The sequence below is a fragment of the Massilia sp. 01N410 genome (genome assembly GCF_056399665.1).
Genome location: NZ_JBFTRV010000018.1, coordinates 99,941 through 123,971 on the forward strand (window position 1 = coordinate 99,941; position 24,031 = coordinate 123,971).

Below are 24,031 nucleotides of genomic sequence, written 5' to 3' on the forward strand. Positions count from 1 at the left end.
TACAGTAGCGGTCCTCGCAACAAGAACGAATAACGGGACACGCAATGGGTTTGGCAAGGCTGATCGGCGGCTTCGTACGCCGGCACTGGCGTTCGTATGCGTCGTCGGCGGTGATGCTGTTCGGCGTCGCCCTGTGCTCGGTGCTGGTGCCGCGCAAGGTCGGCGCCACCATCGACGCCCTGGCGGCGCACCGCATCCAGGGACAGGAACTCACGATCCAGCTGCTGCAGCTGCTCGGCCTCGGGCTGGCGATCTACGTCCTGCGCGTGGCCTGGCGGCTGCGCCTGTACTCCGCCGCCTACCGCCTCGGGGTCGAGCTGCGCACCAGGCTGTATGCGCGGCTGTCGGCACAGGGCCCGGCCTTCTACCAACGCCAGCGCACCGGCGACCTGATGGCGCTCGCCACCAACGACGTCGACGCCATCGAGCAGGCCGCCGGCGAGGCGATGCTGGCCGGCTTCGACGGCACCCTCACCCTGGTCATGGTGTTGGGGATCATGTTCCTCGGCGTAGACTGGCGCCTGACCCTGATCGCCCTGCTGCCCTTCCCGCTGATGGCGCTGGCCTTCTGGCGCATCTCGAGCCACATCCACACCGCGTCCAGCGATTCGCTGAAGCGCTTTTCCGCCCTCAACGACCACGTGCAGGAAACCCTGAGCGGCGTGCGCACCCTGCGCGCCCTCGGCCTGGAACAGCGCAGCGCAAAGCAGTTCGGCGAACTGGCCGCGCGCGCCGCCGACGCCAGCCTGGCGGCCCAGAAATGGGAAGCGGCCTACGAGCCGGCGGTGGGCCTGACCCTGACCGCGGCCACCGGCCTGACCCTCGGCCTGGGCGGCTACCTGGTGTGGAACGACCAGCTCACCATCGGTTCGCTGACCAGCTTCACGATGTACCTGGGCCAGCTGATCTGGCCGATGTTCGCGGCCGGCTGGGTGCTGTCGCTGATCGAGCGCGGACGCGCCGCCCTGGCGCGCCTGCAGCCGCTGCTGGATGCGCCGCTCACGGTCGACGACCACGGCACCGTCGACGTGCTGGCGCGCGGGCCGCTGGTGCTGCGCAATGTGAGCTTTGCCTACACAGGACAAGAGAAGCCGGCGCTGAAGCAGGTGTCGGTCAGCCTGGCGCCGGGGCAGACCCTGGGCCTGGTCGGCCCCACCGGCGCCGGCAAGTCGACCCTGCTGCGGGTGCTGCTGCGCCAGGCCGAGCCCCAGCACGGCACGGTCACCTGGGGCGGCCACGCGCTGGACGAATACCTGCTTGCCACCCTGCGTTCCGGGATCAGCTGGGTGCCGCAGGAATCCTTCCTGTTCTCGGCCTCCATCGCCGAGAACATCGCACTGGCACGTCCGAGCGCCTCGCGCGCCGCGATCGAGCAGGCGGCGAAGATGGCCGACATCCACGACGACATCCTGCGCTTCCCGGACGGCTACGACACCCCGGTCGGCGAAAAAGGCATCACCCTGTCCGGCGGCCAGCGCCAGCGCGTGGCGATCGCGCGCTCGCTGCTGGCGCAAAGCCCGCTGCTGCTGCTCGACGATGCCCTGTCGGCGGTGGACACCGGCACCGAGACCCGTATCCTCGAACACCTCGACGAACTGCGCGCGAATCGCCCGGAACTGTCGGCGGTGATCGCCAGCCACCGCCTGTCGGCCGTGGTGAAGGCCGATCTCATCATCGTGCTGAAGGATGGCCGCATCGTCGAATCCGGCACCCACGAGTCCTTGCTCGCCGAAGACGGCTGGTACGCCAGCCAGTGGCGCTATCAACAACTGGAGGCGAGCCTCGATGTTCAATAAAAATACCCAGGCGAAGCAGGCGGCCGGCCTGCTGCGCCGCGCCGCGCATCCGGACCGCGCCCACCTGGTCTGGGCCACCGGCTGGCTGATCCTGGCCGCCGGCCTCGAAGTGCTCGGCCCCCTGCTGGGCAAGAAGCTGATCGACGAACACCTTCTGCCCCATCATCTCGACTGGACCCGCATGGCACTGCTGCTGGGCGGCGTGCTGGTCACCGGCTGGGCCGCGTCCTGGATCCGCTTCCTGCAGCTGGTGCGCCTGTCCGGCCTGGCGATGCGCTCGGTGCAGCGCCTGCGCGAATGGGTGTACGGCCACGTGCTGCGCCTGCCGATGGCCTTCTTCGACCGCGCCATCACCGGCCAGCTGGTGAGCCGCGTGACCAACGACACCGAGGCGGTGAAGACCCTGTATATCCAGGTGCTGTTCGTGATCCTCGACAGTAGCATCGTGCTGGTCGGGACCTCGATCGCGATGGCCTGGCTCGACTGGCACCTGATGCTGATCGTGCTGGCCCTGCTGCCGGCCGTGCTGGGCATCATCTGGCTGTACCAGCGCCTTTCCGCGCCGGCCGTCACCCGCGCCCGCGCCCTGCGCAGCGACATCAACGCCCAGATGGCGGAATCGATCGGCGGCATGAGCGTGCTGCAGGCGAACAATGCCCAGCACCGCTTCGGCGAGCGCTTCGCCGCCACCAACGACCAGCACTACACGGCGCGCGTGGCCGAGCTGCGCGCCAATGCCTTCCTGCTGCGCCCCGCCCTCGACTTCCTCAACGTGATCCTGCTGGCGGTGGTGATCTTCAGCTTCGGCCGCCAGAGCATGGGCGCGGTCGAGGTCGGGGTGCTGTACGCCTTCATCAGCTATATCGCGCGGGTGGTCGAGCCGCTCATCCAGATCACGATGCAGTTCAGCGGCCTGCAGCAGGCGGTGGTGGCGACCGCGCGCGTGGCGGCCCTGCTGGACGAGACGAACGCACCCGAACACGGCAGGCGTACGGGCAGCGGCGGCCGTCCGGCCGATGGTCCGGCGAATATCGATCCGCATGCGCCGGCGGTACAGGTGCGCGACCTGAGCTTCGCCTACGTCGAAGGCCAGACCGTGCTGCACCACCTGTCGCTCGAGATCCCGCAGGGCGCCTTCTTCGGCATCGTCGGCCATACCGGCAGCGGCAAGTCGACCCTGCTGTCGCTGCTGCTGCGCTACTACCCGGTACGGAACGGCAGCATCGAGATCCATGGCGAGCCGCTGGCCGCCATCGACAACGAACGCTTCCGCAGCGAGGTCGGGCTGGTGCCGCAGGATCCCTTCCTGCTGGCGGCGTCGGCGCGCGAGAACATCGACATGGGGCGCGGACTCTCCAATGAGGCGATCGAGACCGCGGCGCGCGCCGCCCATGCCCACGACTTCATCGTGGCGCTCGAACAGGGCTACGACACGCCGCTGGGCGAAGGCGGCTCGCGCCTGTCGTCCGGCCAGAAGCAGCTGATCGCGATCGCGCGCGCCCTGGCCGGAAAGCCGCGCATCCTGCTGCTGGACGAAGCGACCTCGCGCATCGACAGCCAGACCGAGCAGATCGTGCAGCAGGCCGTGGTCGGGCTGCGCGGCAAGGTGACCGTGATCGCCATCGCGCACCGCCTGTCGACCATCCGCGACGCCGACCGCATCATCGTGCTGAACCATGGCCGCATCAGCGAAGCCGGCAGCCATGAGGCGCTGATGCGCATCGAAGGCGGCCTGTACCAGCGCCTCTACCTGCTGCAGCAGCTGGCGGTTTGAACAAGGGGATAGCGCCTGTCTATACAGCCCATGAGCCGATGGAATACATATGTAGCTTTTTCGCATATGCCCGGGAAAATATGTATTTCTTTGTAGCAAGCGGCGTACAATGACCGGCTGAGTCCCGCACGGGACGACCGTCACGCCCTGAGGAACTATGTTGGCAGGCCACCATCGTGGATCGCATCACCGGCGCAGCCTCGGGCTGCTGGCGGCGCTATTCCTGGCATCCAGCCTCGCCTTCGCCGACGCTCCCGCGCCGCTGGCCCAGCGCCTTGCCGCGCTCCAGGACGTGGGCCGCTTCGTTCCGCAGCGCGCCCTGCCGCAGCTGATGAAACTGGAGCGGGAAAGCCGCGCCGCGCCGCTGGCCGAGAAAGCCGCCTTCCTCGACCTTGCCTGCAAGACGCACAACAGCCTGGGCCAGAACGACGTCGCCGACAGGCTGTGCGACGAGCTGATCCAGCTCGGCCAGCAGCATGCCGACAACACGATCACCGCGCGCGGCCTGCTGGCCAAGGGCTATGTGCAGTTCTCGATGAACGAACTGGCCCTGTCCCACCAGTTGATCTGGCAGGCGGAAAAGCTGGCTGCCGGCAGCCGCGACATGGACCTGCGGGTGCGCGTCACCATCTCTTCCGGCCAGTCCTTCGGCGAGGACGGCAACTTCCCGATGGCGCTGACCAGGCTGCAGGCTGCGGCCAACCTCTCACGCGAGAGCGGCCAGCCGATGCTGATGGTGATCGCCTACAACTCGCTGGCCAATCTGTACGACCAGATGCGCGAATACGAAAAAGGCTTCGACGCGCTAAAGGAGGCCTACCGCGCCGCGGAGAGCATCGACTCCCCGGGGCGCCTGGCGACGCTCAAGATTACCGAGTACGCGCTGTCGATGGACTCCGGCCAGACCCGGCGCGGACTGAAGGCCCTGCTGGAGGCGGTGGAACTGGAGCGCAAGATCGGCGCCGGCCCGATGGTCGCGACCGCACTGGTCAATCTCTCCGACTTCTACCTGAAGGAGAAGGATTATCGTAATGTCCTCTCCTACGGCCAGCAGGCGCTGGAACAGGCGCGCCTGATCAATAAAGAAAGCTCGATGGCGACGGCGCGCGTGAACATCGGCCAGGCCTACCTGGCCCTCGGCCGCCTGGCCGAAGGCAAGCAGAGCATCGAAGAAGGCATGGCCTGGTACGAGAAGTCGGGCGACAAGCCACAGCTGCAATCCGTGCTGGCCGAATACGGCGACGCGCTGGAGCGCGCCGGCGACCTGCCCGGCGCCCTGAATGCCTACCATCGCGAGCGCACCCTGTCGAACGAGCTGTTCGAAAAGCGGCGCCAGAAGGCGGTGATGGAGCTGCAGGAAAAGTACGAGGCCGACAAGGCCAAGCGCCAGATCGAGCTGCTGCGCCAGGAAAACCAGGTCAAGACCACCGAGATCGACAACCGCCGCCTGCAGCAGCGCGTGTGGTGGCTGCTGGCGCTGGTATTCGCGCTGTCCTCGGTGATCGTCTACTTCTTCTACCGCAAGGTACGCCAGGCCAACGCCCAGCTCGAAGAAAAGAACCTGGAACTCAAGCAGCAGAGCGCACGCGATCCGCTGACCGCCCTGTACAACCGCCGCCACTTCCAGGAATTCATGCGCGGCCAGCAGGAGATTGCCCCGTCCTCCGCGAACGACGAGATGGTCAGCGCGATGTACCTGATGGACGTCGACCACTTCAAGCACATCAACGACACCTACGGCCACGGTGCCGGCGATGCGGTGCTGCGCGAGATTTCCGACGCCCTGCGCGAGATCCTGCGCGAGACCGACATGATCGTGCGCTGGGGCGGCGAGGAATTCCTGGCCTTCCTGCCGGCGGTACCACGCGGCAGCCTGGACGATGTGGCGCGCCGCCTGCTGAGCGGCATCCCGGCCCGCACCATCGACTACCAGGGCATCCAGCTGTCGGTGAACGTCTCGATCGGCTTCGCGCCCTTCCCGCTGGCGCCGGGCGGCAAGTCGATGTCCTGGGAACGCGCCGTCAACCTGGTCGACATGGCGCTCTACCTGGCCAAGGGCCACGGCCGCAACCGCGCCTACGGCGTGCAGGGCTTCGCCCACGAGACCGGCATGAGCATGGAGCAGATCGAGCAGGACATCGAGGCTGCGTGGCGCGCCGGCAGCGTCGAGCTGTCTGTGGTGCAGGGCAACTGGCCGGAGCTGCGGGCGGTTTCCTGAGCCGAGCGTTCAGCGCGCCGCTTCCTGCATCTTCTCGCCCGCCTTCTCGACCTTCTCTCCGACTTTCGCCGTCACATGATCCAGGTTGCGGCTCGCTTCCGCAGCCGCTTCCTTCGCCTTGTCGCGCGCCCTCTCGGCGGCCGCATCGGCCTTGACCACCTGGTCCTGGACCGCGCTCTGCACCTTGGCGCCGGCATCGTCGACCGCCTTGCCGGCCTTCTGGGCCGGGCCGATGCCGTCGCCGGACGTCGATTGATTGCAGCCGGCCAGCAAGGCCGCGAGCAAAATGGCTGTAGTCGATATGCGATTCATGCTACTCCTCCTTTCCGGTTACGGGAACTTTGCCTGCTGCTCGGCCTGGGTCTTCAGTGCCCGGCACTCGCGGTTGCCGGCATCGACCATGGTCAGGCATAGCGTCATCTTGTCGGCCGCGGCACCGTAATTGCCGTTCGCCATGTCGCGTTGCGCGCTCTGGATCAGATTGTACGCGGACTGGGCTTTGTCGCCGCCACCGGCGCCGGTCGCCCCGCCGCCCGAAGAACCGGCGGCACTGCGCGGCACGGCCAGCGGGTGGGCGGCGTCGCGGCGTGCGGCCTCGATGCCTTCCTTCATCGCGCGCGTGTCCTCGTCCTCGCCCCAGCGCTTCGTGAACGCCTGCAGGCGAGCGAGTGCCTTGTCCCAGCCGGCCGCCGCCAGCGCCGATTCGACCGCGGCGCTGGTCTCGCTCCATGCCCTGGCGCGCTGGCGCCGCTTCGTACAAATGGCCGCTTCGTCGTTCAGCGCCTGCTGCAGGCGCTGCAGCTGTTCCGGCGTGGCGCGGGTCTTGCGCAGGGCGATCAGCTCGGCCTGGGCATCGCTGCCCTTGCACTCGCGCGCCAGGGCGATCGCGGCGTCGATGCGGCGGTCGATCTTCTTGGTCGACGGCTTGGCCATCAACCACACGCCCCACAGCACGACCAGCGCCAGCACCCACCAGCGCAGTCGGATCGGCTTGCGCCGGGGCGGGTGCGCGGCCAATGGCGGGCGTGGGACTTCCTGGCGCGGCGGCGCTGGCGGTGGCGTTGGCGGAGGCGGCGGTGTGGAAGCGCCCTTGGCGCTGTGGCCGAAGGCGGTCGCGCTCGGGGTGGGCGGCACGGGCGGCTTGAACTCGGGCTTTGCTTCGGGCTTGATCTCCGGCGCGATGGCGGGCGGCGGCGCATCCGACCAGCCGGACAGCGATGCCGCCGCGCTCGCCCCTGCGGCCGCAGCGACCGCGGCGGCGGAGCCGGTCGCGGCCGACGGTGTGCGCGTACCGGCGTGCGCCTGCGCCGTCCCGCACCAGGGACAGTAGTTCACGGGCCGCGGCGCCGGCCGGCCGCAGGTCTCGTTGATACAGCGGTAGATCGCTTCGTCTTGCACGGCGCTCCCTTATTGCGGATCCGGGATCCCGTCGTCCGGATCGGGGATCGCGGCGTCAATACCGTCCGCCAGTTCCGGGATCTCGCCGACCGTCTTCCACTTGTCCAGGCGCGGGTTCCACTGCATGTTCCAGATGCGCGTGCCGGAGTCGATCTCGCCGCGCGCCAGCTGCTGCGCCACCTCTCCCAGCGCATACGGGCCGCGCTGGGCGCCGTTCACGAACAGCTTGTAGCGCGCGGACATCGGGGTCGCGCCGACGACGAATGCCGCCGGTCCGAGGCCGGCCGGATGCACGCCGGCCGCCGCCGGCGCCGCCGGCATCGAGGGACTGACGATGGTGGCGGCGGCAGGCGCCGCGTGCGCCGCATGTGCCAACTCCATCGCCGCCAGGCCGCCCACGGCCGGCGCCGACGAGCGCCGCTCCAGCGCCTGCAGCGCGCGCGCCTCGCTGGCCAGGAACTCCGGCCGGACCACCCGCTTGTCGCTCGGGCGCTCGACTTCCCACTGGTAGGCGTCGCTGGCGGAATCCGGCACCGTCTCGCTCCACAGGTCGAGCTGGGCCAGCGCCGCCTCGACCTGGGCCGGCGACAGCTCCGGCTGGATGGTCGCGGCGCGCCGCATCCACTGGTCGTACAGGCGCCGTGCGGTGATGGTCGGCAGCGAGGGCGAAGGCAGCTGGGCGCCGGTCTCGTCGACTTCCAGCTTGGGCTCGTAGACGCGCAGCTGGTAGTGGCGCATCAGCGCCGCCAGCAGCGCCAGCCGGCAGGGGCCCATCGTGCCGAGGCGCTGGCGCACGCCGGCGATCACCTGCTCGCGGTAGTAGGGCGGCAGGCCGTTCGAGCGGATCGCGTACTCGTTGCCGATCTGTAGCCATTCGCCGGAACCCGGCTCGACCTCGAACAGGTATTGCCCGCGCGGCTGGAAGGCGGCCTCGCGGTCGCCCGCATCCTGCTTGCGGCGGATGACGCCCAGCGCCACCGCCTGGAGGAACCATTCGTAGTCGTCGGCCAGGCGGTTCAGCTCGTCCATCGAAGGCGAGATCGGATGGCGGAAGCGGGTCGAGTCGAAATGCAGGTGGGTCGGGATCTTCGGGTTCTCGATCTGGTAGGAAGCGCGCCAGGTCGGCAGGCCGCGCAGCACCGTCATCGGGTAACCGGACAGTTCGATGTAGCAGACCGCCCTCCCCGGCTCGCCGGTGTTGACGATGGCGACCGCGTCGCCGTGCAGGAAGCCGGTCGGCACGGCGGCGCGGATCTCGGGTTCCAGCTTGCGCCAGGCGGATGGGTCGCCGACGCCGATGAAGCACTTGAACTGGTCGGCGCTGGGCGTGAACTCGGCCGAGAAGCGCGCGTTAATCCAGGGCATGCTGCTCTTGATCCATTCGCTGAACACGCGGTGGCGCTCCTGGGGCGACATGGCGTTCAGGCGCTCGAGCAGCGGATCGATGCTTTGCGCCGGCTCCAGTCCGGCCGCCTGCATCGTCGACAGCTGGGTCTGCGCGCGGCGGAACAGCTTCAGCAGCAGATCGGCGCGCAGGCGCTCGTCGCCCAGCTGCGGGAACAGCTTGGCCGAGCCGCCGAATTCCAGCAGCACTTCTTCGGCCCAGCCGCCGACGTCGCTGGTGAGACGGACCGGCTGCGGCAGCACGTCGCTGGCCAGCTTGATGTAGGTGGCGTGTTCCTGGCGGGCGTCGGCGCGCAACTGGCCGATGCGCTGGTCGCAGGCGGCCAGCATGGCCTGGACCGAACGCCGGCCGTCCTGGAATTCGCCGGCGATGCCGCTCCACTGCGCCTGCCCCTGCTCGTCGGTGCCCTGCGGGTTGCCGAGCCAGGCGGACATGCTGTTCATGACATCGATGGTCTGGCCGGATGCCACCGCCAGCAGATGGAAGCGCAGGTAGTCGGCGATGTCGCGCTTCAGGTGATTCATCACCTCGCGCGACTGGGCATCCTTGCCGAACAGGCGGCCGGAGGCCTGCGACAGGTTGTTCAGCGATTCCTCGACCTGGCGGGTGCGCAGGGCATCGCGGATGTCGCGGTAGCGCTTGCCGTTGCGCTGGGCGTTGGCGAGGTCGCGCTGGGCCAGCCTCGCCTTCACCTGCTCCAGCAGCGACAGCACGAATTCCAGCCCACCCTGCTTGCGGTCGTCCAGCAGCATGTAGAGGCGGCCGCGCACGTTCAACCTCAGTTCTCCGAGCAGTTCTCCGGTCTTGCGCTTGATCCGGTCTTCGCTGGTCTCGGCGGTGGCGCCGGCTTCGCGGATGGCGTCGCGCTCCAGGTTCGGCAGCAGCTCGACCACCTTCTCGCGCCACAATTTGAGGTCGTAGGACGCCATGATGCGGTCGATCTCGAGCTGCACCTTGCTTTCGACCCGTTCCAGCAGCGAGCGCTGGTCCTTGTCCATCAGGAGCATGTCGGTGAGTGCGTATTCCTGGAAGGGCGTGACGTCCACCGTGCCCTTGCGGAAGTCCGGGAATTCCGAGAAGGGATGCTCCCCCATGCCCATCTGCTCGCGCATGAAGCTGTCGCGTTCCGCATCGGTGGCGCGGCGCGCTGCCGTTCCGTCGGTGCTGGCGAGACCGAAGAAGGCCTTTACCATCAGCGCCGCCAGCTCGTAAGCGCGGATATCGTCGCGCAAGCTTTGCTGGGTGTCGAGCACGGCCTGGCCGAAGGCCGAGTACACCTTCGAATAGGACAGCCGCATGTCGCCGAAGCGCTGTTCCGGCACGCGCGGATTGTAGGGTCCGAGCTTGTGCTGCTGCTGGTTGACCGCCACCGAGCGCTTGCGGTTGGCGAAATCGGCCGAGGCGAAATCCTCGAACAGGGTGTCCGCCACCATCTGGTAGACGTCCTTGATATCCTGGGTCGCCTTGTTGGCCAGGTTGGCGGTATCGACGAAATAGACGTCGTCGAAGGGCGCGCCGCGGCCGACCACGCTGTCCGGATCCATCCACTGCACGCGCGCATTCATGTCGCGCATGCTGGTCTCCAGCTCCATCAGGGTCGCGTAGGCATTGGCCTCGGTGCGCTCCTTGTTGGCCTTCGCATAGCCCGAAGGCAGGAACATCACCAGGTCGACCTGGCTGCTTGATACCTCCTGGCTTGCGATGGCCTTGGCGATCCAGCCCAGGTCGATGGCGCTGCCGGCCCCGGTGCCGCCGGCATTGGAGGCGATGACGACGATGCGGAACTTGCTGGTATCGACCTGCAGGCCGAGGCGCTGGTAATTCTCCTTGCGCTCGATGCCGGCGTTCGAACTCAGGAAGTTCAGCGCGCCCTTGATGCGTCCCCTCAGCTTGGGATATTTGTCGAACAGGTAGAGCCGCGCCAGCGCGCGGATCTGGCCCGCGCCCTTGGACGGGTCGATGCCCAGCGAGCGCAGCTTCTTCGGCCGCAGCGGCATCCATTGTTCAATCAAGGGGAAGCGCGCCAGGCTGTCGTCGGACTCGTGGTACTGCGGCAGGTCGAGCGGCTCGACCAGGCGCTCCTCGTCGGTCAGCTTGACCAGCTCGAACCAGGGGTCGGTGCGCTGCGACTTGCCTTCGTCGATGATGGCCTGGTTGTCGAGGTCGAAGTGCAGGAAGCGCGCCACCGGGAAGTCGGCGATCGACTCCACGCGGGTCGGGTGCTGGCGGTTCCAGACCGCCGACAGGATGCGGCGGCGGATCCGCATCATGACTTCCATGCCGGTGCCGCCGGCGCCGATGAACAGGGTCGGGCGCAGGTCGACTTTGAGTTCGGCCCGGCCGGCTGCACCGGTGGTGTTCAGGGCCGAGGGATCGGGAAAATCTGCCATGTCATGCTTCCTTACTTATTTTGTACACTTAGCGACGGCCGATGAGCAAAGCCGCTATCAGGGCCAGCACGCCGATCACGACCAGCGGGCCCGTGATCGCCAGGGTCAGGTACTTGGCCGCGTTGATGATCGCCAGCACCGCGGCGAAGGACAGGAAGGCCAGGCCCACGAACATCAGCCAGCCCGCGCTGCCGGCCGAGGACGGCGCCACGCGCCTGACGACCAGGTGGTGCACGTAGGCGTTTCGCACGAAGAAGTAAATCGCCAGCAGCACCACGAACACCGCGCCGCCGATGGCCAGGTCGCGCGCCGAGGTGTCGCGCAGCGGCGCCGCGCTGGTGTTGGTGGCGCCTCCCGGCGCGATCTCGACCGGCTGGCTGGCGGTATCGGGCGCCGTCTTCGGCATCCCGTCCTGCGGCGTGGTGGGCGTCGTCTGGGCCGGCAGCTTGAAGCCGGGGTCGGTCGACGTTGGACTTGTTTTCTGATCTTGCATGGGGTCCTCTCGGGGTTGTTCTCGTTCTATCGCCCCAGCCTGACCTGGGCGCCTTCGCGCAGGTCGATCAGCTGGTGGCCGAACAGCGTCGTCTTCAGGCGGGCCACTTCCCTGCCCGCCTTGTCGTAGATCGGTTGGGTGGCGCCGGCGCGCGTGTGCATGATGCGCAGCTCGTCCTCCACGGTCAGCTGCACGCGGCGCGGACGGGCATAGGCGTACGCTGCGCCGGCGCCCGCCGCCAGCAGGGCCAGCGCCGCGCCGATCAGCGCCACCAGCGGCCCCGAGCCGTAGTGCACCCTTACTTCGAGCGGCAAGGTAGCGGTCGAGGCCTGGATCTCGCTTGGTGGCGTGAAGATCTCGGGCAGCGGATCGCCGGGGAACAGCGCCGCCATCCGTTCGCGGAAAGCCTGCGACAGCACCAGCTTCTGGCCGGCCAGGTGCAGTTCGATCCGTCCCGGCAGCACATAGGCCGAGCCGGCCGACCTGATCGCCTCCATCGACCATTTGCCCGGCAGCCTGGCCACCGGCAGCTGCATGCTGGACGCCAGCGGCTCGGCCTTGCCGGGGGCCAGCTGGTCGATCCTGCTGCGTGCCAGCTCGATCGGGCGGTTCTCGCCGGCCAGCATCGAGCGCGCGCTGATGGTGGCGCCGGCGATCGTGTAGGGATAAATCGTGTTCTCCAGCTGCCACTGGATGCGGGTGCTCGGCGCCACCGCGTCCGGTTCGACGTCGGCATGCAGGCGGCCGCCGGCATCCATCGCCAGCGCGACGCCGGCCGCGCCCTCGACGCGGCGCGGCACCAGGCGCACGGTGTCGCGGTCCAGCGGTTTCAGGCGCGCCGGCGGTTCGGTGATCACGCGCTGCACGCGGCCGGACGCCAGCAGGGCATCGAGCGCCCGGGCGCCTTCCTTCCCGGCCGCGAACACGTAGACCATCAGGCCGTTCGCGCTGTAGTGCTCGCCCTTGACCGGCATGCGCAGCGGGAAGGCCAGCGCCTTGTCGATCGCGGCGCCGCGGTGGATCAGCGCATAGAACTCGCGGTTGCGCGCGGCGGTCGCCTGGTCGTTGTTGGGACTGTTGCGGTTGTTCGTCACCAGCCAGATCAGGCCGGGCTTGCCTCCCAGGACCTGGTTCAGGGCGGCGTCGACGGCTTCGCCGAGGTCGGTGTCGGCGAGGGCCGCGCCACCCGACCTGCCCGCGCCTGGCTTGCGCGCGGTCTGCAAACCGGCCAGCGCCGCCTCTACGTGGGCATGCAGGGTCTTCGGGTCGGCCTGCTCGGACAGCAACCCTTTCGGCGATGGCGCGCCCGGCAGCGACTGGTTGAAGGCGGCCAGCACCAGGGCGTCGCCGGGCTGCACCACGCTGGCGACGAGTTCCGTCACCAGCGGCTTGAAGGCGGACGCCGGATCGCTGTAGAAGGGCTCCATCCAGCCCGAGTTCTGCACCAGCACCACCTGCGGGATGGCGAAGGCCGGCACTGCCGGCCCGAGCAGGCCGGCAAGCGTCGCCAACCGTGTGGCAAGTGAGGCGAGCGCGCGCCTCACGACGGCTCTTCCAGGTTCCAGCCGCGGATCCGGTTCCAGTCTGGGTGGTGCAGCCAGAGATGGTTGGCGTACACGAAGGGCAGGCACTCGAGCGGGCGCGACAGGCGTGCGATCTCGTCGAGGATGACGTTGCGCCGTCCTATCCATTCGACCGTGGTGCGGGCGATCACGCGGTCGGCCAGCGCGTCTTCCGCGCGGCCGGTGTATTTGTGGAAGCGCAGCACCAGCCCGCTGGGCTGGCTGCGGTTGTTGTTGAAGCTGCGCAGCAGCGGCAGCACCAGGGAATCGTCTTCGTTCTGGTCTTCGACGTGTTCGCCGGACCAGGGCTCGTCGACCACCGGATGGCCGCGCCGGAACAGCAGGTTGGCAAAGCCGAGGCGGGCGCCGTCGATAGGCTCGCGCTGCGGCTTCTCCGTCCCGAGTTCGAGGAAGCAGTAGGACTGGCCGTCGTGCCCGATCAGCCACATGCGGCCGTCGCGGCTCAGGGTCGGGCCGCCGAACTGCAGGCGCGGCAGCCAGGTGTCGGGCCAGGGCAGGAAGCGCGGCGCCTCGCCCGGGCGCCACAGCAGCTGGCCTTCGTCATGCAGCCAGGACAACTGGCCATCGTAGGCGATCGGCCGGCTCCAGCCGGACAGCGGCAGCGCGCCGCATGCATACTGCGGGCCGGGCGCCAGGTCGGCATCCAGCGAGGCCAGCACCAGCACGCCGGCATTCCCGCGCACCAGGCAGGCGAGCTGGCGCCGCATGAGACCGGGCGCGGCGACGAGGGGCGCGGCCAGCACCGGTTCGAGGCGGTAGGTTTCGTTGATCGGATTGATCCACAGGCGGTAGAGGCCCTGGGCGGTCGGCACCAGGCCGACTTCGCCGCGGCGCGGCTCCACGGCCGGCAGCCAGCCGTAGTCGGAGGCGCCGAAGCGCAGGTCGGCCGTACCCTCTTCCGGCACCAGCACGTGCCACAGCGCGCCCAGCGGATCCCAGTACTGCAGCACGCCGCGCCCCGGTGCCAGGGCCAGCAGGCGCTGTTCCGGAAAACCGTAGCCGGCGGCGATGAACACGCACTGGGCGTTCGGCGGCGGCGGCATCGAGGTGTCGAAGCGGCCGATGTGAGGCGCGGCGGGACGTTCCTCCAGGCTGTCGCCGAGCGGCAGCGAGGTGACGGGCAGGCCGTGCGGCACATGGCGCGGCAGCAGCTGGTCGGCATGCGGGCCCCACCAGTCGGGGCGGCGCTGCTGGCGTCCGGCCAGGCGCTCCAGGGGGCACCCGCATTCGGGACAGAACGAGAAGCCTTCCGGATAGATGGACGAGTGCTCGCAGCTCCCGCCATCGCAGGAAGGGAGGGAGGCGCCGAGCAGGTGCGCGAAGTCGGCCATGCGTCCGCGCGCATGGGTGCTCCAGTCGATCCGACCCAGGCCTTCGCTGGCGGCCAGCTCGAACTGCCCGTTCTCGTTTTCCAGCCAGACACTGGCCGGAGTTTCCCATCGGTATGCCACTGGGTTTGCCATTGTCCCCCGCTGTCGGTCGTCAAAAACGCGACGGCCCGCTCCATTCCTGGGGCCGTTGTGCTTTTGGAATCATAGCGCCAGCATGGGCGCCATGGCGCCCCGTTCACGAAAGGAGCGGGCGGCAGTGCTTCAGGGATCAAATGGCGGGCTGTTCAGCGGAACTTCTGGACGCATCGACGGACACGACCTGGCGGATTTTCCAGCTGCCGTTCTCCAGCACCATCGACAAGGCCAGCACCTGGCGCGGGCCGTGGTCCTCGCCGGTTTCCCCGCCGCCGCCGAGGGTGACGACGACATCGGCGGCGGCGGCGCGCCGGCGCATGGTGGCCGCGTGCACGCTGCGCTGCCAGGCCGGCCGGTAGCCGGTGGACTGGGTGAAGTAATCGCGCTGCGGCAGCCGGCCGCCCTGCAGCCGTTCGACCAGCCGCGCCGCCAGCTCCCTCGTCACGTAGCGGGTGAAGGTGTCGTAACGGTCGCTGAGCGGATCCTGGTCGGCGCTCAGGGCCTCGAGGTACCAGCCGTAGAACTCGGCCGCCACCACGTCCGGCGCGACCGCGCCCGCCTTGGCCTCGGCCGCCTGCGCAGGCGAGCCTGCGGCCAGCAGCAACGCCAGCAGCAGCGGAAATAAATTAAAGAAAGGAAATTTTCCTTTTAGAATCAACATGATAAGACTCCCCGACAGGCAAACTGTGCAGCAAAGCCGGCCTCGTGTCCGTGAGCTGCCGCAAGCACTGCCGCCGGCATCCGGACGGCCGGGGCAAGGCTATAATGACGGGTTGCCTCCCATCGTCCGACGCCATGAACGCCATCGAGCTCCCGAATCCCGACCTGCCCTCCTCCGCCATCGACGCCGCCACCGCGCACCTGCGCGACGTGCTCGCGATCGCGCTCGAACACGGGTTGGGCATGCGCGCACTGGTCGTGTTCGACCGCCGGACCGGCCTGTCGCGCGCCCTGATGGAGGCTTACCGCCGCAACCTGCCCGAGGCCGGCTTCATCGACTTCGACGCCGTCACGCCGGATGCGGTCCTCACGGCGTTCAAGACCTATGCGCCGGGCGACCTGGTGGTGCTGGTGCAATCGACCAACTTCCGCCTCGACGGCTTCCGCCTGCGCGTGGAGCTGTTCAAGCTGGGACTGAAGGTGATCGAGCACGTGCACCTGTCGCGCATGCCGGGGGCACAGGGCGAGCACTACATCGAGTCGCTGGCCTACGATCCTCGGTACTTCCGCGGCGTCGGCCATGCGCTAAAGCGCCGCATCGATACCGCCTCGCGCGCCGAAGTCCATGGCGGCGACGCCGTGCTCGTATTCGATTCGCCTTTCGAATCGGCCAAGCTGAATGTCGGCGACTACAGCGCGATGAACAACGTCGGCGGCCAGTTCCCGATCGGCGAAGTGTTCACCGAGGCGCGCGCCCTTGAAGCCGTCAACGGCCGCGCCCAGGTCCACGTGTTCGGCGATACCAGCTATCTGGTGAACCGTCCGGAGGCGCCGATCACGCTGGTGATCGAGCGCGGCCGCGTGGTCGGTGCGGAGAACGTGACGCCCGGGTTCCAGCAGGTGCTGGACATCATCCGCCGCGACGAGGGCGAGGTCTGGGTGCGTGAACTCGGCTTCGGCATGAACCGCGCCTTCTCGCGCGAGCGCCGGGTCGACGACATCGGCACCTACGAGCGCATGTGCGGCATCCACCTGTCGCTGGGCGCCAAGCACGGGGTGTACGCCAAGCCCGGATTCAAGCGCAAGGATGCGCGCTACCACATCGACGTGTTCGTGGTGACCGATGCGGTGTACCTGGACGACGAGCGGGTGTATGCCGACGGCGGCTGGACGGTGTCGGCGGCGTAGAATGCCTTGATTACTCAACGGAGCCTGCCACCATGCTGACCCAGGAACAGCGCGACCGCTACCAGCGCGACGGCTACCTCGTCATCCCGAATTTCAAGACGCCGGACGAGATCGCAGGCCTGCGCGCCCGCGCCGAAGCCATCGTCGACGCCTTCGACCCAATGGAGTCCCGCGTCGTCTTCACCACGCGCGACCAGGAAAACGCCAGCGACGCCTGGTTCCTCGGCTCGGACAACACGGTGCGCTGCTTCTTCGAAGAGGAAGCCTTCGACGCGAACGGCCAGCTGAAGCAGGCCAAGGCCCTGTCGATCAACAAGATCGGCCACGCCATGCACGACCTCGATCCGGTCTTCGAAGCCTTCACGCGCGACGCGAAACTGGCAGCGGTGGCGCGCGAGCTGGGACTCGAGCAGCCCCAGGTCTGGCAATCGATGTACATCTTCAAGCAGCCCGGTATCGGCGGCGAAGTGCGCTGGCACCAGGACGCCACCTTCTTCGACTCGACGCCGATCAGCGTGACCACCTTCTGGTTCGCGCTCGAAGACGCGACCATCGACAACGGCTGCCTGTGGGTCGAGCCGGGCGGCCACCGCGGCCCGCTGCGCGAACGCTTCCTGCGCGACGGCGACCGGATCACGATGGAAAAGCTGGACGCGACGCCGTGGCCGGACGACGCCACCGCGGTGCCGCTGGAGGCCAAGGCCGGCAGCCTGGTGTGCTTCCATGGGCTGCTGCCGCATTACAGTGCGCCGAATCGTTCACCTGTATCGCGGCATGCCTTCACCTTGCATGTGACGGATGCGCGCACCGCGTACTCGTCGCGCAACTGGATCCAGCGCGACGAGCGCTTCCCCGTACGCGGCTTCGGCTAAGTTTTTCTTGTAGCAAATACATGCTCCAATGATAATGGTTCGCTGCTGAGCAACCATTCCCTGGAGCCCGAATGCAGAACTTGAAATCCGGCAACAAGACCGTCCTGACCCTGGCGAGCCTGCTGGCCTGCATTCCCGCGCTGGCGGACGACGGCGCCGACATCGGGCACATCGAACAAGCCCTGCGCCCCGCCATCGTCCTGGCCGGCAAGCCGGTGCCGACCGCGACCCTGGTCGACGAGATGCAGCGCCTGCACGTCCCGGGCGTCAGCATCGCCGTCATCCGCGACGGCAAGATCGCCTGGGCCAAGGGCTACGGCCTCGCCTCGAAGGATGGCCAGCCGGTGACGCCGGAGACGCTGTTCCAGGCCGCCTCGATCAGCAAGCCCGTCACCGCCCTCGCCGCGCTGCGCATGGTGGAGGCAGGCAAGCTCGCGCTGGATGCCGACATCAACACGGAACTGCGTACCTGGAAGCTGCCGCCCGGCCCGAAAGGCGCCCATGCCACCCTGCGCCAGCTGCTGTCGCACACGGCGGGCACCTCGGTCTCCGGTTTCCCCGGCTATGCGCATGATGCCGCCGTGCCGACCCTGGTCCAGGTATTGGACGGTAAGCCGCCGGCGAATACCAAGCCGATACGCATCGAGAATCCGCCCGGCCAGGCCTGGACGTATTCCGGCGGCGGCTATACGGTGGTCCAGCAGGCCATGATCGACCGCGCCGGCAAGCCCTTTCCCGAGCTGCTGGCCGAGACGGTGCTCGCGCCGCTCGGCATGAAGGACAGCGGTTTCAGTCAGCCGCTGCCGGCGGCGCAGCTGGCGCGCGCCGCCATGCCGCACGACGCCAAGGGCGAACCCTACAAGGGCGGTCCCTACACCTACCCCGAACTCGCGGCGGCCGGCCTGTGGACGACGCCGAGCGATCTGGCGCGCTTCATCCTCGGCGTGCAGCGCAATGCCGACGCATCGGGACAAGCCCTGCTCTCGCCGGCGATGGCGCGCACCATGCTCGAGCCGGTGAAGAACGGCTACGCGCTCGGCTTCGGCATCGAAGGCAAGGGCCCGAGCCTGTCCTTCGGCCATGGCGGCAGCAATATGGGTTACCAGGATGTGCTGTTGGCCTACCTCGGGCAGGGCGACGGCGTGGTGGTGATGACGAATGGCGAAGGCGGCAACGACCTGGCCCAGGGCATCTTGCGCGCCGCCGCCTTCGAATACCGCTGGCCCGGCAACCAGACCGCGGTCCGCAAGGCGGTCGCGCTGTCGCCCGCGAAGCGCAAGGCGCTGGTCGGGACCTACGAGATCAAGGGAATGGGCAACTTCGAGATCACCGACCAGGACGGCCAGCTCGTGCTGGGGCTGCGCGAAGGTTCGGTCGAACCGCTGTATGCCGCATCGGCGTCGCCGGCCGTGCTGTTCGTGCTGTCGCGCGAGCTGGAGCTGCGCATGGCGAAGGATGGCAGCCCGGCGGGCCGCCTGCATGCCGGTTCCTTCGATCTTCCCTTCAAACGCAGCGCCAAGGTGCCGAAGCACTGAGCGGGGCGCTGAGCACCTCGCGCCGGCAGGCGTTTACCTGGCCAGCAAAGCTTCCTGAACACTGCCCTGGCGCTGCATGAGGGCGGCTATGCGATCGAACTCTGCGGCATCGCGCAGCGGCAGTCCTTCGTCGAAATCGAAGGCCTCCGCTTTCCAGAGCATGTTCAATTGATGGTTGTAGCTGTAGAAGGCGCTGCCATCCCACATTCCATCGCTGCCGTGATACCAGGCGCCGCCGAAATACAGCGTGCGTGGGCGATTGGACGTGATCATCCGTCCCTGGGTGTCGATCCGGCCTGGCTTCGAGCCATACAGGCAATGCAGCGTCGGCGAGATATCCAGATGGCTCGTCGGCGCATCGATCTCGACGCTTTTGTTCATTCGCGGATCGTGGATCAGCATCGGGACGTGATAGGAAACCTCGTTGAGCACGCCGGTCTTCAGGAACCCCGCCTCTTTCCTCGTCCTCAAGCCATGATCGGCGGTGACGACGATAACGGTATCCTGGTATGCCCCGCTCTTTTTCAGCGCGCCGACAACGGCCGCCAGGCTGGCGTCCAGTTGCCTCAGCCGGCTGCGCCCTTCCTCGTACAGCGCTTCTTTCGATGCGCCTTCGGGAAGCCAGGGGCCATGCGTTATCTGCGGCAGGATGGCATACACAAAAGGCTGGCCGTATTTTTTCGCCGTGGCGATCTGTTCGAGCATCTTGCCCAGAACGCGATCGTCCTTTTCCTTGATGCTGCCGTCGATATCTGCACCAACCACCTGGCCTCCCACCTGATGCACCAGCCAGTCGTCGATTTCGTAGCGCTTCGTCACTGGATCGAAGACCTTGAAATCGTAGCCGTCGTCGGCGAGCACGCTGAAAAAGCTGCGGTAGGGATGCTCCGTGCCGAGCGGCAGCGTCTTTTCCAGTCGATACGCAGGATACAGTCCGGTAAAAATGGAAAACCGCGCATAGCTCGTGAAGGGATAGGTCGAATAATGGTTCGTCGCCTTGTATCCGGATTTCCCAAGTTCGCCGAAGGTGCCGGTATCTGCGATTTTGTCGCCGATGAACAGCTCGTAGGGAACCGTCTCCATGATGAACAGCACGAAGTTCCGCCTGCCCTCATGCTTGGCACCACGCCCAGGTGCGTCCGGTTTTTCGCATGCATAGGCGAGGCGTTCGACGCTTCGGTTCAGATCGTCCTGCGATATCTTGATCGTGTCCTTGACTAGCAGGGCTTCGCTCATCCGGATGGCTGCCGAGGCATGAAAAGGGGTATTCGGAAGGTCATCCGTTTTCCAGGCATAGGCCGAAAGAAGGTTCGCGATGCATGCCACCGTGAACAGCAGGACCGGCGCCGACGTGAAGGATGAAAACAGGGACGACTGTCGAAGGCGATATACGGCAAAAATGAGAGCCAGCACCAGCCCCAGTTTGGACAGCGCGGAAATGGAGACGTACTCGGAAATAGTTTCTGGACGCTCCTGCACCCAGGTCAACATCGGCGCAATCTGGTCGACAGAAAAGAATTTGCCGGTAATGCCCAAGGCATTCATATTCACGAATGACAAGCCGACCAGGCTCAAGGACAGCAGCAGAACGACACGCGCAAAGATCACCGGCCTGACGAATCTGGCCATGCACACGAGCATGAGAGGAACGACACCCAGCATAAGCAGAACATCGGCCGCGTAAAAATGCAGCCGGGGCAGCCACCCGATAAGGGCTTCGCTCTGACCAGCGATTCGACTGACGATCCGGTATCCGCCGTCGTCCAGGGTCGCCTGCTTGATTTTCAGGACGTTTGCGACAGAAAAACCGTAAATCACCGCAAGCGCCAGGTATTCGCCGTGCCTGTCGGCGTGTACCTTATTGATGTTCATATCCTTGCCACCGATGTAACCATGAGACGGAAATGGAATATACCTTCGTAGGACGTTTCCTACAACGGATTGACAACATTTAGTGTCAAAAAGCAACGAAATGCCGTTCTGCCTGGTTCGCCACCCGTAGCCGCATCTCACACCTCCTTAGGTCCACCCCATGCACGCTGACGCGGCCGCGCCCGTTCCGCCTGGCGTAGATGCCGTGCGTGATCCAAGCGAAAACGGAGCCCAGCAAGGCTGTGATATATAAGGCACTCCACTACCGGCCGATTTCATGAAACCAGCCTTCTTCGCCATCGTCGGAGCCCAGTTCTTTTCCTCGCTGGCCGACAGCGCGCTGTTCATCCTGTGTGTGTCGCTGGTCACGACGCTCGCGTTTCCGGATTGGATGACGCCGATGCTGAAGATGGGTTTCGTGCTTTCTTATATCCTGCTGGCGCCTTTCGCCGGCGCCTTCGCCGACATGTTTCCGAAAGGCCGGGTGATGCTGGTGACGAACACGATCAAGATGTTCGGCTGCTCGCTGATCCTGGCCAAGGCCAATCCCCTGCTTGCCTATGGCATCGTCGGCTTCGGCGCCTCCGCCTATTCGCCGGCCAAGTACGGCATCCTGGCCGAGGTCCTGCCGGCGCCGCGCCTGGTGGCGGCGAACGGCTGGATCGAGGGAAGCACCGTGGTCTCGATGATTCTCGGCACCATCCTCGGCGGCCTGATCTCCGCCAACGAGCACACGATCGCCTGGCTGCTGCGGCTGGCGCCGGCCCACGGCGGCATCGCCGACACGCCGGTGAGCGCGGCGGTGTTCGTGATCGTGCTGACCTATTTCGTGGCCGGCGTGCTGAACCTGTGCATCGTCAACGCCGGCACGCGCTATGCCAGGCCGCGCCGTTCGATTCCTTCGCTGCTGCTCGATTTCTACCGCTGCAATTCGACCCTGTGGCGCGACCGCGAAGGCCGCGTCTCGCTGGGCGTGACCTCGCTGTTCTGGGGCGCCGGCATGGTGCTGCAGATCCTGTTGCTGGCCTGGGCCCAGTCGGCCCTCGGCCTGGGACTGGACAAGGCCGCCGCGCTGCAGGGTGTGTTCGCCTTCGGCGTCGTGATCGGCGCCGCGATCGCCGGCAAGACGGTGCCGTTGGTGCGCTCGATGTCGGTGATGCCGGTCGGGATCGTGATGGGCGTCGGCCTGTGCGCCATGGTGTTGGTGCATACGCTGCAGGTCGCGCTGCCCATGCTGCTGGGGATCGGCGTGCTGGCCGGCCTGTTCGTGGTGCCGATGAACGCCATCCTCCAGCACCGCGGCCACAGCCTGATGAGCGCCGGGCAATCGATCGCGGTGCAGAACTTCAACGAAAACCTGGCCATCCTGGCGATGACGGCCAGCTATGCGTTTGCGCTGCAGGTCAAGCTGGGGATGAATACGGTGCTGGTACTGCTGGGCATCCTGATTGCGCTTGCCACCCTCTATTTACGCACGGTGGCGAATGCGGCACGCCGCGCATAAACATATGCATATTTAGAGCAACAAAAGTATCCAAAACGCCACATTTTGGCATTTTAGTGCTTTGTAACAAGCTTGTTACAAATCAAGCGGACCCTTGTTCTAGAGGTAAGACTAGAATATTTTCTTCTTTTCAACCTCTATTGCAGGGTAAATATGATACGTTTGCCGATAAGCTTGGCGGCGCTATGCCTCACCATGTCCGCAATCGCAGCGGAACCTTTCGACGACAAGTTCCGCCAGCTCGACGAACTGCTTCCGACGCCGACCACGATCCGCACCGCGTCCGGCGCACCGGGTCAGGCCTACTGGCAGCAGCGCGCCGACTACACGATCCGCGCCACGCTGGACGAAGCAAACCGTGCGATCACCGGTGCCGAGACGGTCACGTATCACAACAATTCCCCTGACACGCTGACCTATCTGTGGGTCCAGCTCGACCAGAACATCTACAAGCCGAACTCGGATTCGCGCACCACCGCCACGATCCGCTCGCGCGACGCCTGGGACAAGCCGCGCGGTCCGGACGACGGCATGAAGTTCGACGCGATGCAGTCGCTGATGACCGCGCGCAGCTTCGACGGCGGCTTCAACATCAAGTCGGTGAAGGACGCCAATGGCGCCCCGCTCCACTACGTCATCAACCGCACCATGATGCGCATCGACCTGCCGCAGCCGCTGAAGCCTGGCGCCAAGGTCGCGTTCTCGGTCGAGTGGAGCTACAAGATCAACGAGCAAAAGGTGCTCGGCGGCCGCTCCGGCTACGAGAAGTTCGACGAAGACAAGAACGACCTGTTCGAGATCGCCCAGTGGTTCCCGCGCATGGCCGCCTACTACGACGTGATGGGCTGGCAGCACAAGCAGTTTCTCGGCACCGGCGAATTCACGCTGGAATTCGGCGACTACGACGTCTCCGTCACGGTTCCGGCCGACCACATCGTGGCCTCCACCGGCGAGCTGCAGAACCCGGGCGACGTGCTCACCGCCACCCAGCGCCAGCGCCTGGAACAGGCCCGCACCGCCACCAAGCCGGTCGTCATCGTGACCCAGGCCGAGGCGGAAGCCAAGGAAAAGACCCGCGCCACCACCACCAGGACCTGGCGCTTCAAGGCCAAGAACGTACGCGACTTCGCCTGGGCGTCCTCGCGCAAATTCATCTGGGACGCGCAGGGCTTCAAGAAGGATTCGACCAATGTGCTGGCGATGTCCTACTACCCGAAGGAAGGCAACCCGCTGTGGGAGCGCTATTCGACCCAGGCCATCATCCATACCATCGACCAGTACAATAAGTACTCCTTCGACTATCCGTATCCGGTCGCGATTTCCGTGAACGGTCCGGTGGGCGGCATGGAATACCCGATGATCTCGTTTAACGGCCCGCGTCCGACCAAGGACAAGAAGACCGGCGAGATCACCTATTCGAAGCGCACCAAGTACGGCCTGATCGGCGTCGTGATCCACGAAGTGGGCCACAACTACTTCCCGATGGTGGTCAACTCGGACGAGCGCCAGTGGACCTGGATGGACGAGGGCATCAACAGCTTCGTGCAGTACCTGGCCGAGCAGGCATGGGAAGAAGGCTATCCGCAGTCGCGCGGCGAACCGCGTTCGATCGTGGACTACATGAAGAGCGCGAACCAGCAGCCGATCATGACCAACTCCGAGTCGATCTCGGCGCTGGGCCCGAACTCCTACGCCAAGCCGACCGCCGCGCTGAACATCCTGCGCGAAACCGTGCTGGGCCGCGAACTGTTCGACTTCGCCTTCCGCGAATACGCGCGCCGCTGGAAGTTCAAGCGTCCGACCCCGGCCGACTTCTTCCGCACCATGGAAGACGCTTCCGGCACGGACCTCGACTGGTTCTGGCGCGGCTGGTTCTA

General features: G+C 66.5%; 16 protein-coding genes. 8 read left to right on the plus strand and 8 right to left on the minus strand.

Features of this window, described 5'->3' with window-relative positions; genetic code table 11:
* Window positions 1-44 precede the first annotated feature (44 nt).
* The 3 genes from AC1DOP_RS21410 (at window position 45) to AC1DOP_RS21420 (ending at window position 5,788) form a co-directional block, all read left to right on the plus strand.
* The gene (locus AC1DOP_RS21410) at window positions 45-1,796 is read left to right on the plus strand and encodes an ABC transporter ATP-binding protein (RefSeq protein WP_442123607.1); all 1,752 of its coding nucleotides are present in this window, start codon (window positions 45-47) and stop codon (window positions 1,794-1,796) included.
* A complete protein-coding gene (locus AC1DOP_RS21415) occupies window positions 1,786-3,570 on the plus strand; it encodes an ABC transporter ATP-binding protein (protein ID WP_442123608.1) in 1,785 nt (594 codons plus the stop codon). Before AC1DOP_RS21410 ends, AC1DOP_RS21415 begins: the two co-directional genes overlap by 11 nt.
* 157 nt (window positions 3,571-3,727) lie before the next feature.
* Entirely contained in the window at window positions 3,728-5,788 is a 2,061-nt protein-coding gene (locus AC1DOP_RS21420) for a tetratricopeptide repeat-containing diguanylate cyclase (RefSeq protein ID WP_442123609.1), read from the plus strand.
* Window positions 5,789-5,797: 9 nt separating this feature from the next.
* Here the strand turns inward: AC1DOP_RS21420 and AC1DOP_RS21425 are convergent, their stop codons facing one another.
* From AC1DOP_RS21425 to AC1DOP_RS21455, 7 genes are all read right to left on the minus strand, one after another.
* Complete coding sequence (locus AC1DOP_RS21425; RefSeq protein WP_442123610.1) at window positions 5,798-6,100, minus strand: hypothetical protein; 303 nt, start codon at window positions 6,098-6,100, stop codon at window positions 5,798-5,800.
* Between the two features lie 18 nt (window positions 6,101-6,118).
* Window positions 6,119-7,186: a hypothetical protein gene (locus AC1DOP_RS21430; protein WP_477253215.1), complete on the minus strand. Its 1,068-nt coding sequence runs from the start codon at window positions 7,184-7,186 to the stop codon at window positions 6,119-6,121.
* Between the two features lie 9 nt (window positions 7,187-7,195).
* The gene (locus AC1DOP_RS21435) at window positions 7,196-10,981 is read right to left on the minus strand and encodes a tubulin-like doman-containing protein (RefSeq protein WP_477253217.1); all 3,786 of its coding nucleotides are present in this window, start codon (window positions 10,979-10,981) and stop codon (window positions 7,196-7,198) included.
* Window positions 10,982-11,009: 28 nt separating this feature from the next.
* Window positions 11,010-11,474, minus strand: coding sequence for a hypothetical protein (locus tag AC1DOP_RS21440; RefSeq protein ID WP_442123613.1), 465 nt, complete (start codon window positions 11,472-11,474; stop codon window positions 11,010-11,012).
* Window positions 11,475-11,500: 26 nt separating this feature from the next.
* Window positions 11,501-13,018, minus strand: coding sequence for a hypothetical protein (locus AC1DOP_RS21445; protein WP_477253219.1), 1,518 nt, complete (start codon window positions 13,016-13,018; stop codon window positions 11,501-11,503).
* Window positions 13,015-14,508: a hypothetical protein gene (locus tag AC1DOP_RS21450; RefSeq protein WP_477253221.1), complete on the minus strand. Its 1,494-nt coding sequence runs from the start codon at window positions 14,506-14,508 to the stop codon at window positions 13,015-13,017. The genes AC1DOP_RS21445 and AC1DOP_RS21450 overlap by 4 nt, the downstream gene beginning before the upstream one ends.
* 148 nt (window positions 14,509-14,656) lie before the next feature.
* On the minus strand, window positions 14,657-15,184 hold the full coding sequence (locus AC1DOP_RS21455) for a DUF3828 domain-containing protein (protein WP_477253223.1): 528 nt from the start codon (window positions 15,182-15,184) through the stop codon (window positions 14,657-14,659).
* 134 nt (window positions 15,185-15,318) lie between these two features.
* Between AC1DOP_RS21455 and AC1DOP_RS21460 the strand changes: the two genes are divergently transcribed.
* The 3 genes from AC1DOP_RS21460 to AC1DOP_RS21470 all read left to right on the plus strand — a co-directional run bounded on the left by AC1DOP_RS21460 (window position 15,319) and on the right by AC1DOP_RS21470 (window position 18,778).
* On the plus strand, window positions 15,319-16,371 hold the full coding sequence (locus tag AC1DOP_RS21460) for a M29 family metallopeptidase (RefSeq protein WP_477253237.1): 1,053 nt from the start codon (window positions 15,319-15,321) through the stop codon (window positions 16,369-16,371).
* A 32-nt stretch (window positions 16,372-16,403) separates the two neighbouring features.
* Window positions 16,404-17,243, plus strand: a complete 840-nt coding sequence (locus AC1DOP_RS21465; RefSeq protein ID WP_477253225.1) for a phytanoyl-CoA dioxygenase family protein — start codon at window positions 16,404-16,406, stop codon at window positions 17,241-17,243.
* Window positions 17,244-17,314: 71 nt separating this feature from the next.
* A complete protein-coding gene (locus AC1DOP_RS21470) occupies window positions 17,315-18,778 on the plus strand; it encodes a serine hydrolase domain-containing protein (RefSeq protein ID WP_477253227.1) in 1,464 nt (487 codons plus the stop codon).
* Between the two features lie 33 nt (window positions 18,779-18,811).
* Here the strand turns inward: AC1DOP_RS21470 and AC1DOP_RS21475 are convergent, their stop codons facing one another.
* Window positions 18,812-20,650: a sulfatase-like hydrolase/transferase gene (locus tag AC1DOP_RS21475; protein ID WP_477253229.1), complete on the minus strand. Its 1,839-nt coding sequence runs from the start codon at window positions 20,648-20,650 to the stop codon at window positions 18,812-18,814.
* A 277-nt stretch (window positions 20,651-20,927) separates the two neighbouring features.
* Here AC1DOP_RS21475 and lplT point away from each other — a divergent pair, with 277 nt between their 5' ends.
* Entirely contained in the window at window positions 20,928-22,154 is a 1,227-nt protein-coding gene (gene lplT, locus AC1DOP_RS21480) for a lysophospholipid transporter LplT (protein WP_442123620.1), read from the plus strand.
* A 195-nt stretch (window positions 22,155-22,349) separates the two neighbouring features.
* Window positions 22,350-24,031: M1 family metallopeptidase (locus tag AC1DOP_RS21485; RefSeq protein WP_477253232.1), on the plus strand; the 1,682-nt coding region annotated here is incomplete at its 3' end.

What these genes read in the sequence shown, in the direction of transcription:
- AC1DOP_RS21410 (WP_442123607.1), top strand. Translation starts at nt 45, where the DNA reads ATGGGTTTGGCAAGGCTGATCGGCGGCTTCGTACGCCGGCACTGGCGT.
- AC1DOP_RS21415 (WP_442123608.1), top strand. Translation starts at nt 1,786, where the DNA reads ATGTTCAATAAAAATACCCAGGCGAAGCAGGCGGCCGGCCTGCTGCGC.
- AC1DOP_RS21420 (WP_442123609.1), top strand. Translation starts at nt 3,728, where the DNA reads ATGTTGGCAGGCCACCATCGTGGATCGCATCACCGGCGCAGCCTCGGG.
- AC1DOP_RS21425 (WP_442123610.1), bottom strand. Translation starts at nt 6,100, where the DNA reads ATGAATCGCATATCGACTACAGCCATTTTGCTCGCGGCCTTGCTGGCC.
- AC1DOP_RS21435 (WP_477253217.1), bottom strand. Translation starts at nt 10,981, where the DNA reads ATGGCAGATTTTCCCGATCCCTCGGCCCTGAACACCACCGGTGCAGCC.
- AC1DOP_RS21440 (WP_442123613.1), bottom strand. Translation starts at nt 11,474, where the DNA reads ATGCAAGATCAGAAAACAAGTCCAACGTCGACCGACCCCGGCTTCAAG.
- AC1DOP_RS21455 (WP_477253223.1), bottom strand. Translation starts at nt 15,184, where the DNA reads ATGTTGATTCTAAAAGGAAAATTTCCTTTCTTTAATTTATTTCCGCTG.
- AC1DOP_RS21460 (WP_477253237.1), top strand. Translation starts at nt 15,319, where the DNA reads ATGAACGCCATCGAGCTCCCGAATCCCGACCTGCCCTCCTCCGCCATC.
- AC1DOP_RS21465 (WP_477253225.1), top strand. Translation starts at nt 16,404, where the DNA reads ATGCTGACCCAGGAACAGCGCGACCGCTACCAGCGCGACGGCTACCTC.
- AC1DOP_RS21470 (WP_477253227.1), top strand. Translation starts at nt 17,315, where the DNA reads ATGCAGAACTTGAAATCCGGCAACAAGACCGTCCTGACCCTGGCGAGC.
- AC1DOP_RS21475 (WP_477253229.1), bottom strand. Translation starts at nt 20,650, where the DNA reads ATGAACATCAATAAGGTACACGCCGACAGGCACGGCGAATACCTGGCG.
- lplT (WP_442123620.1), top strand. Translation starts at nt 20,928, where the DNA reads ATGAAACCAGCCTTCTTCGCCATCGTCGGAGCCCAGTTCTTTTCCTCG.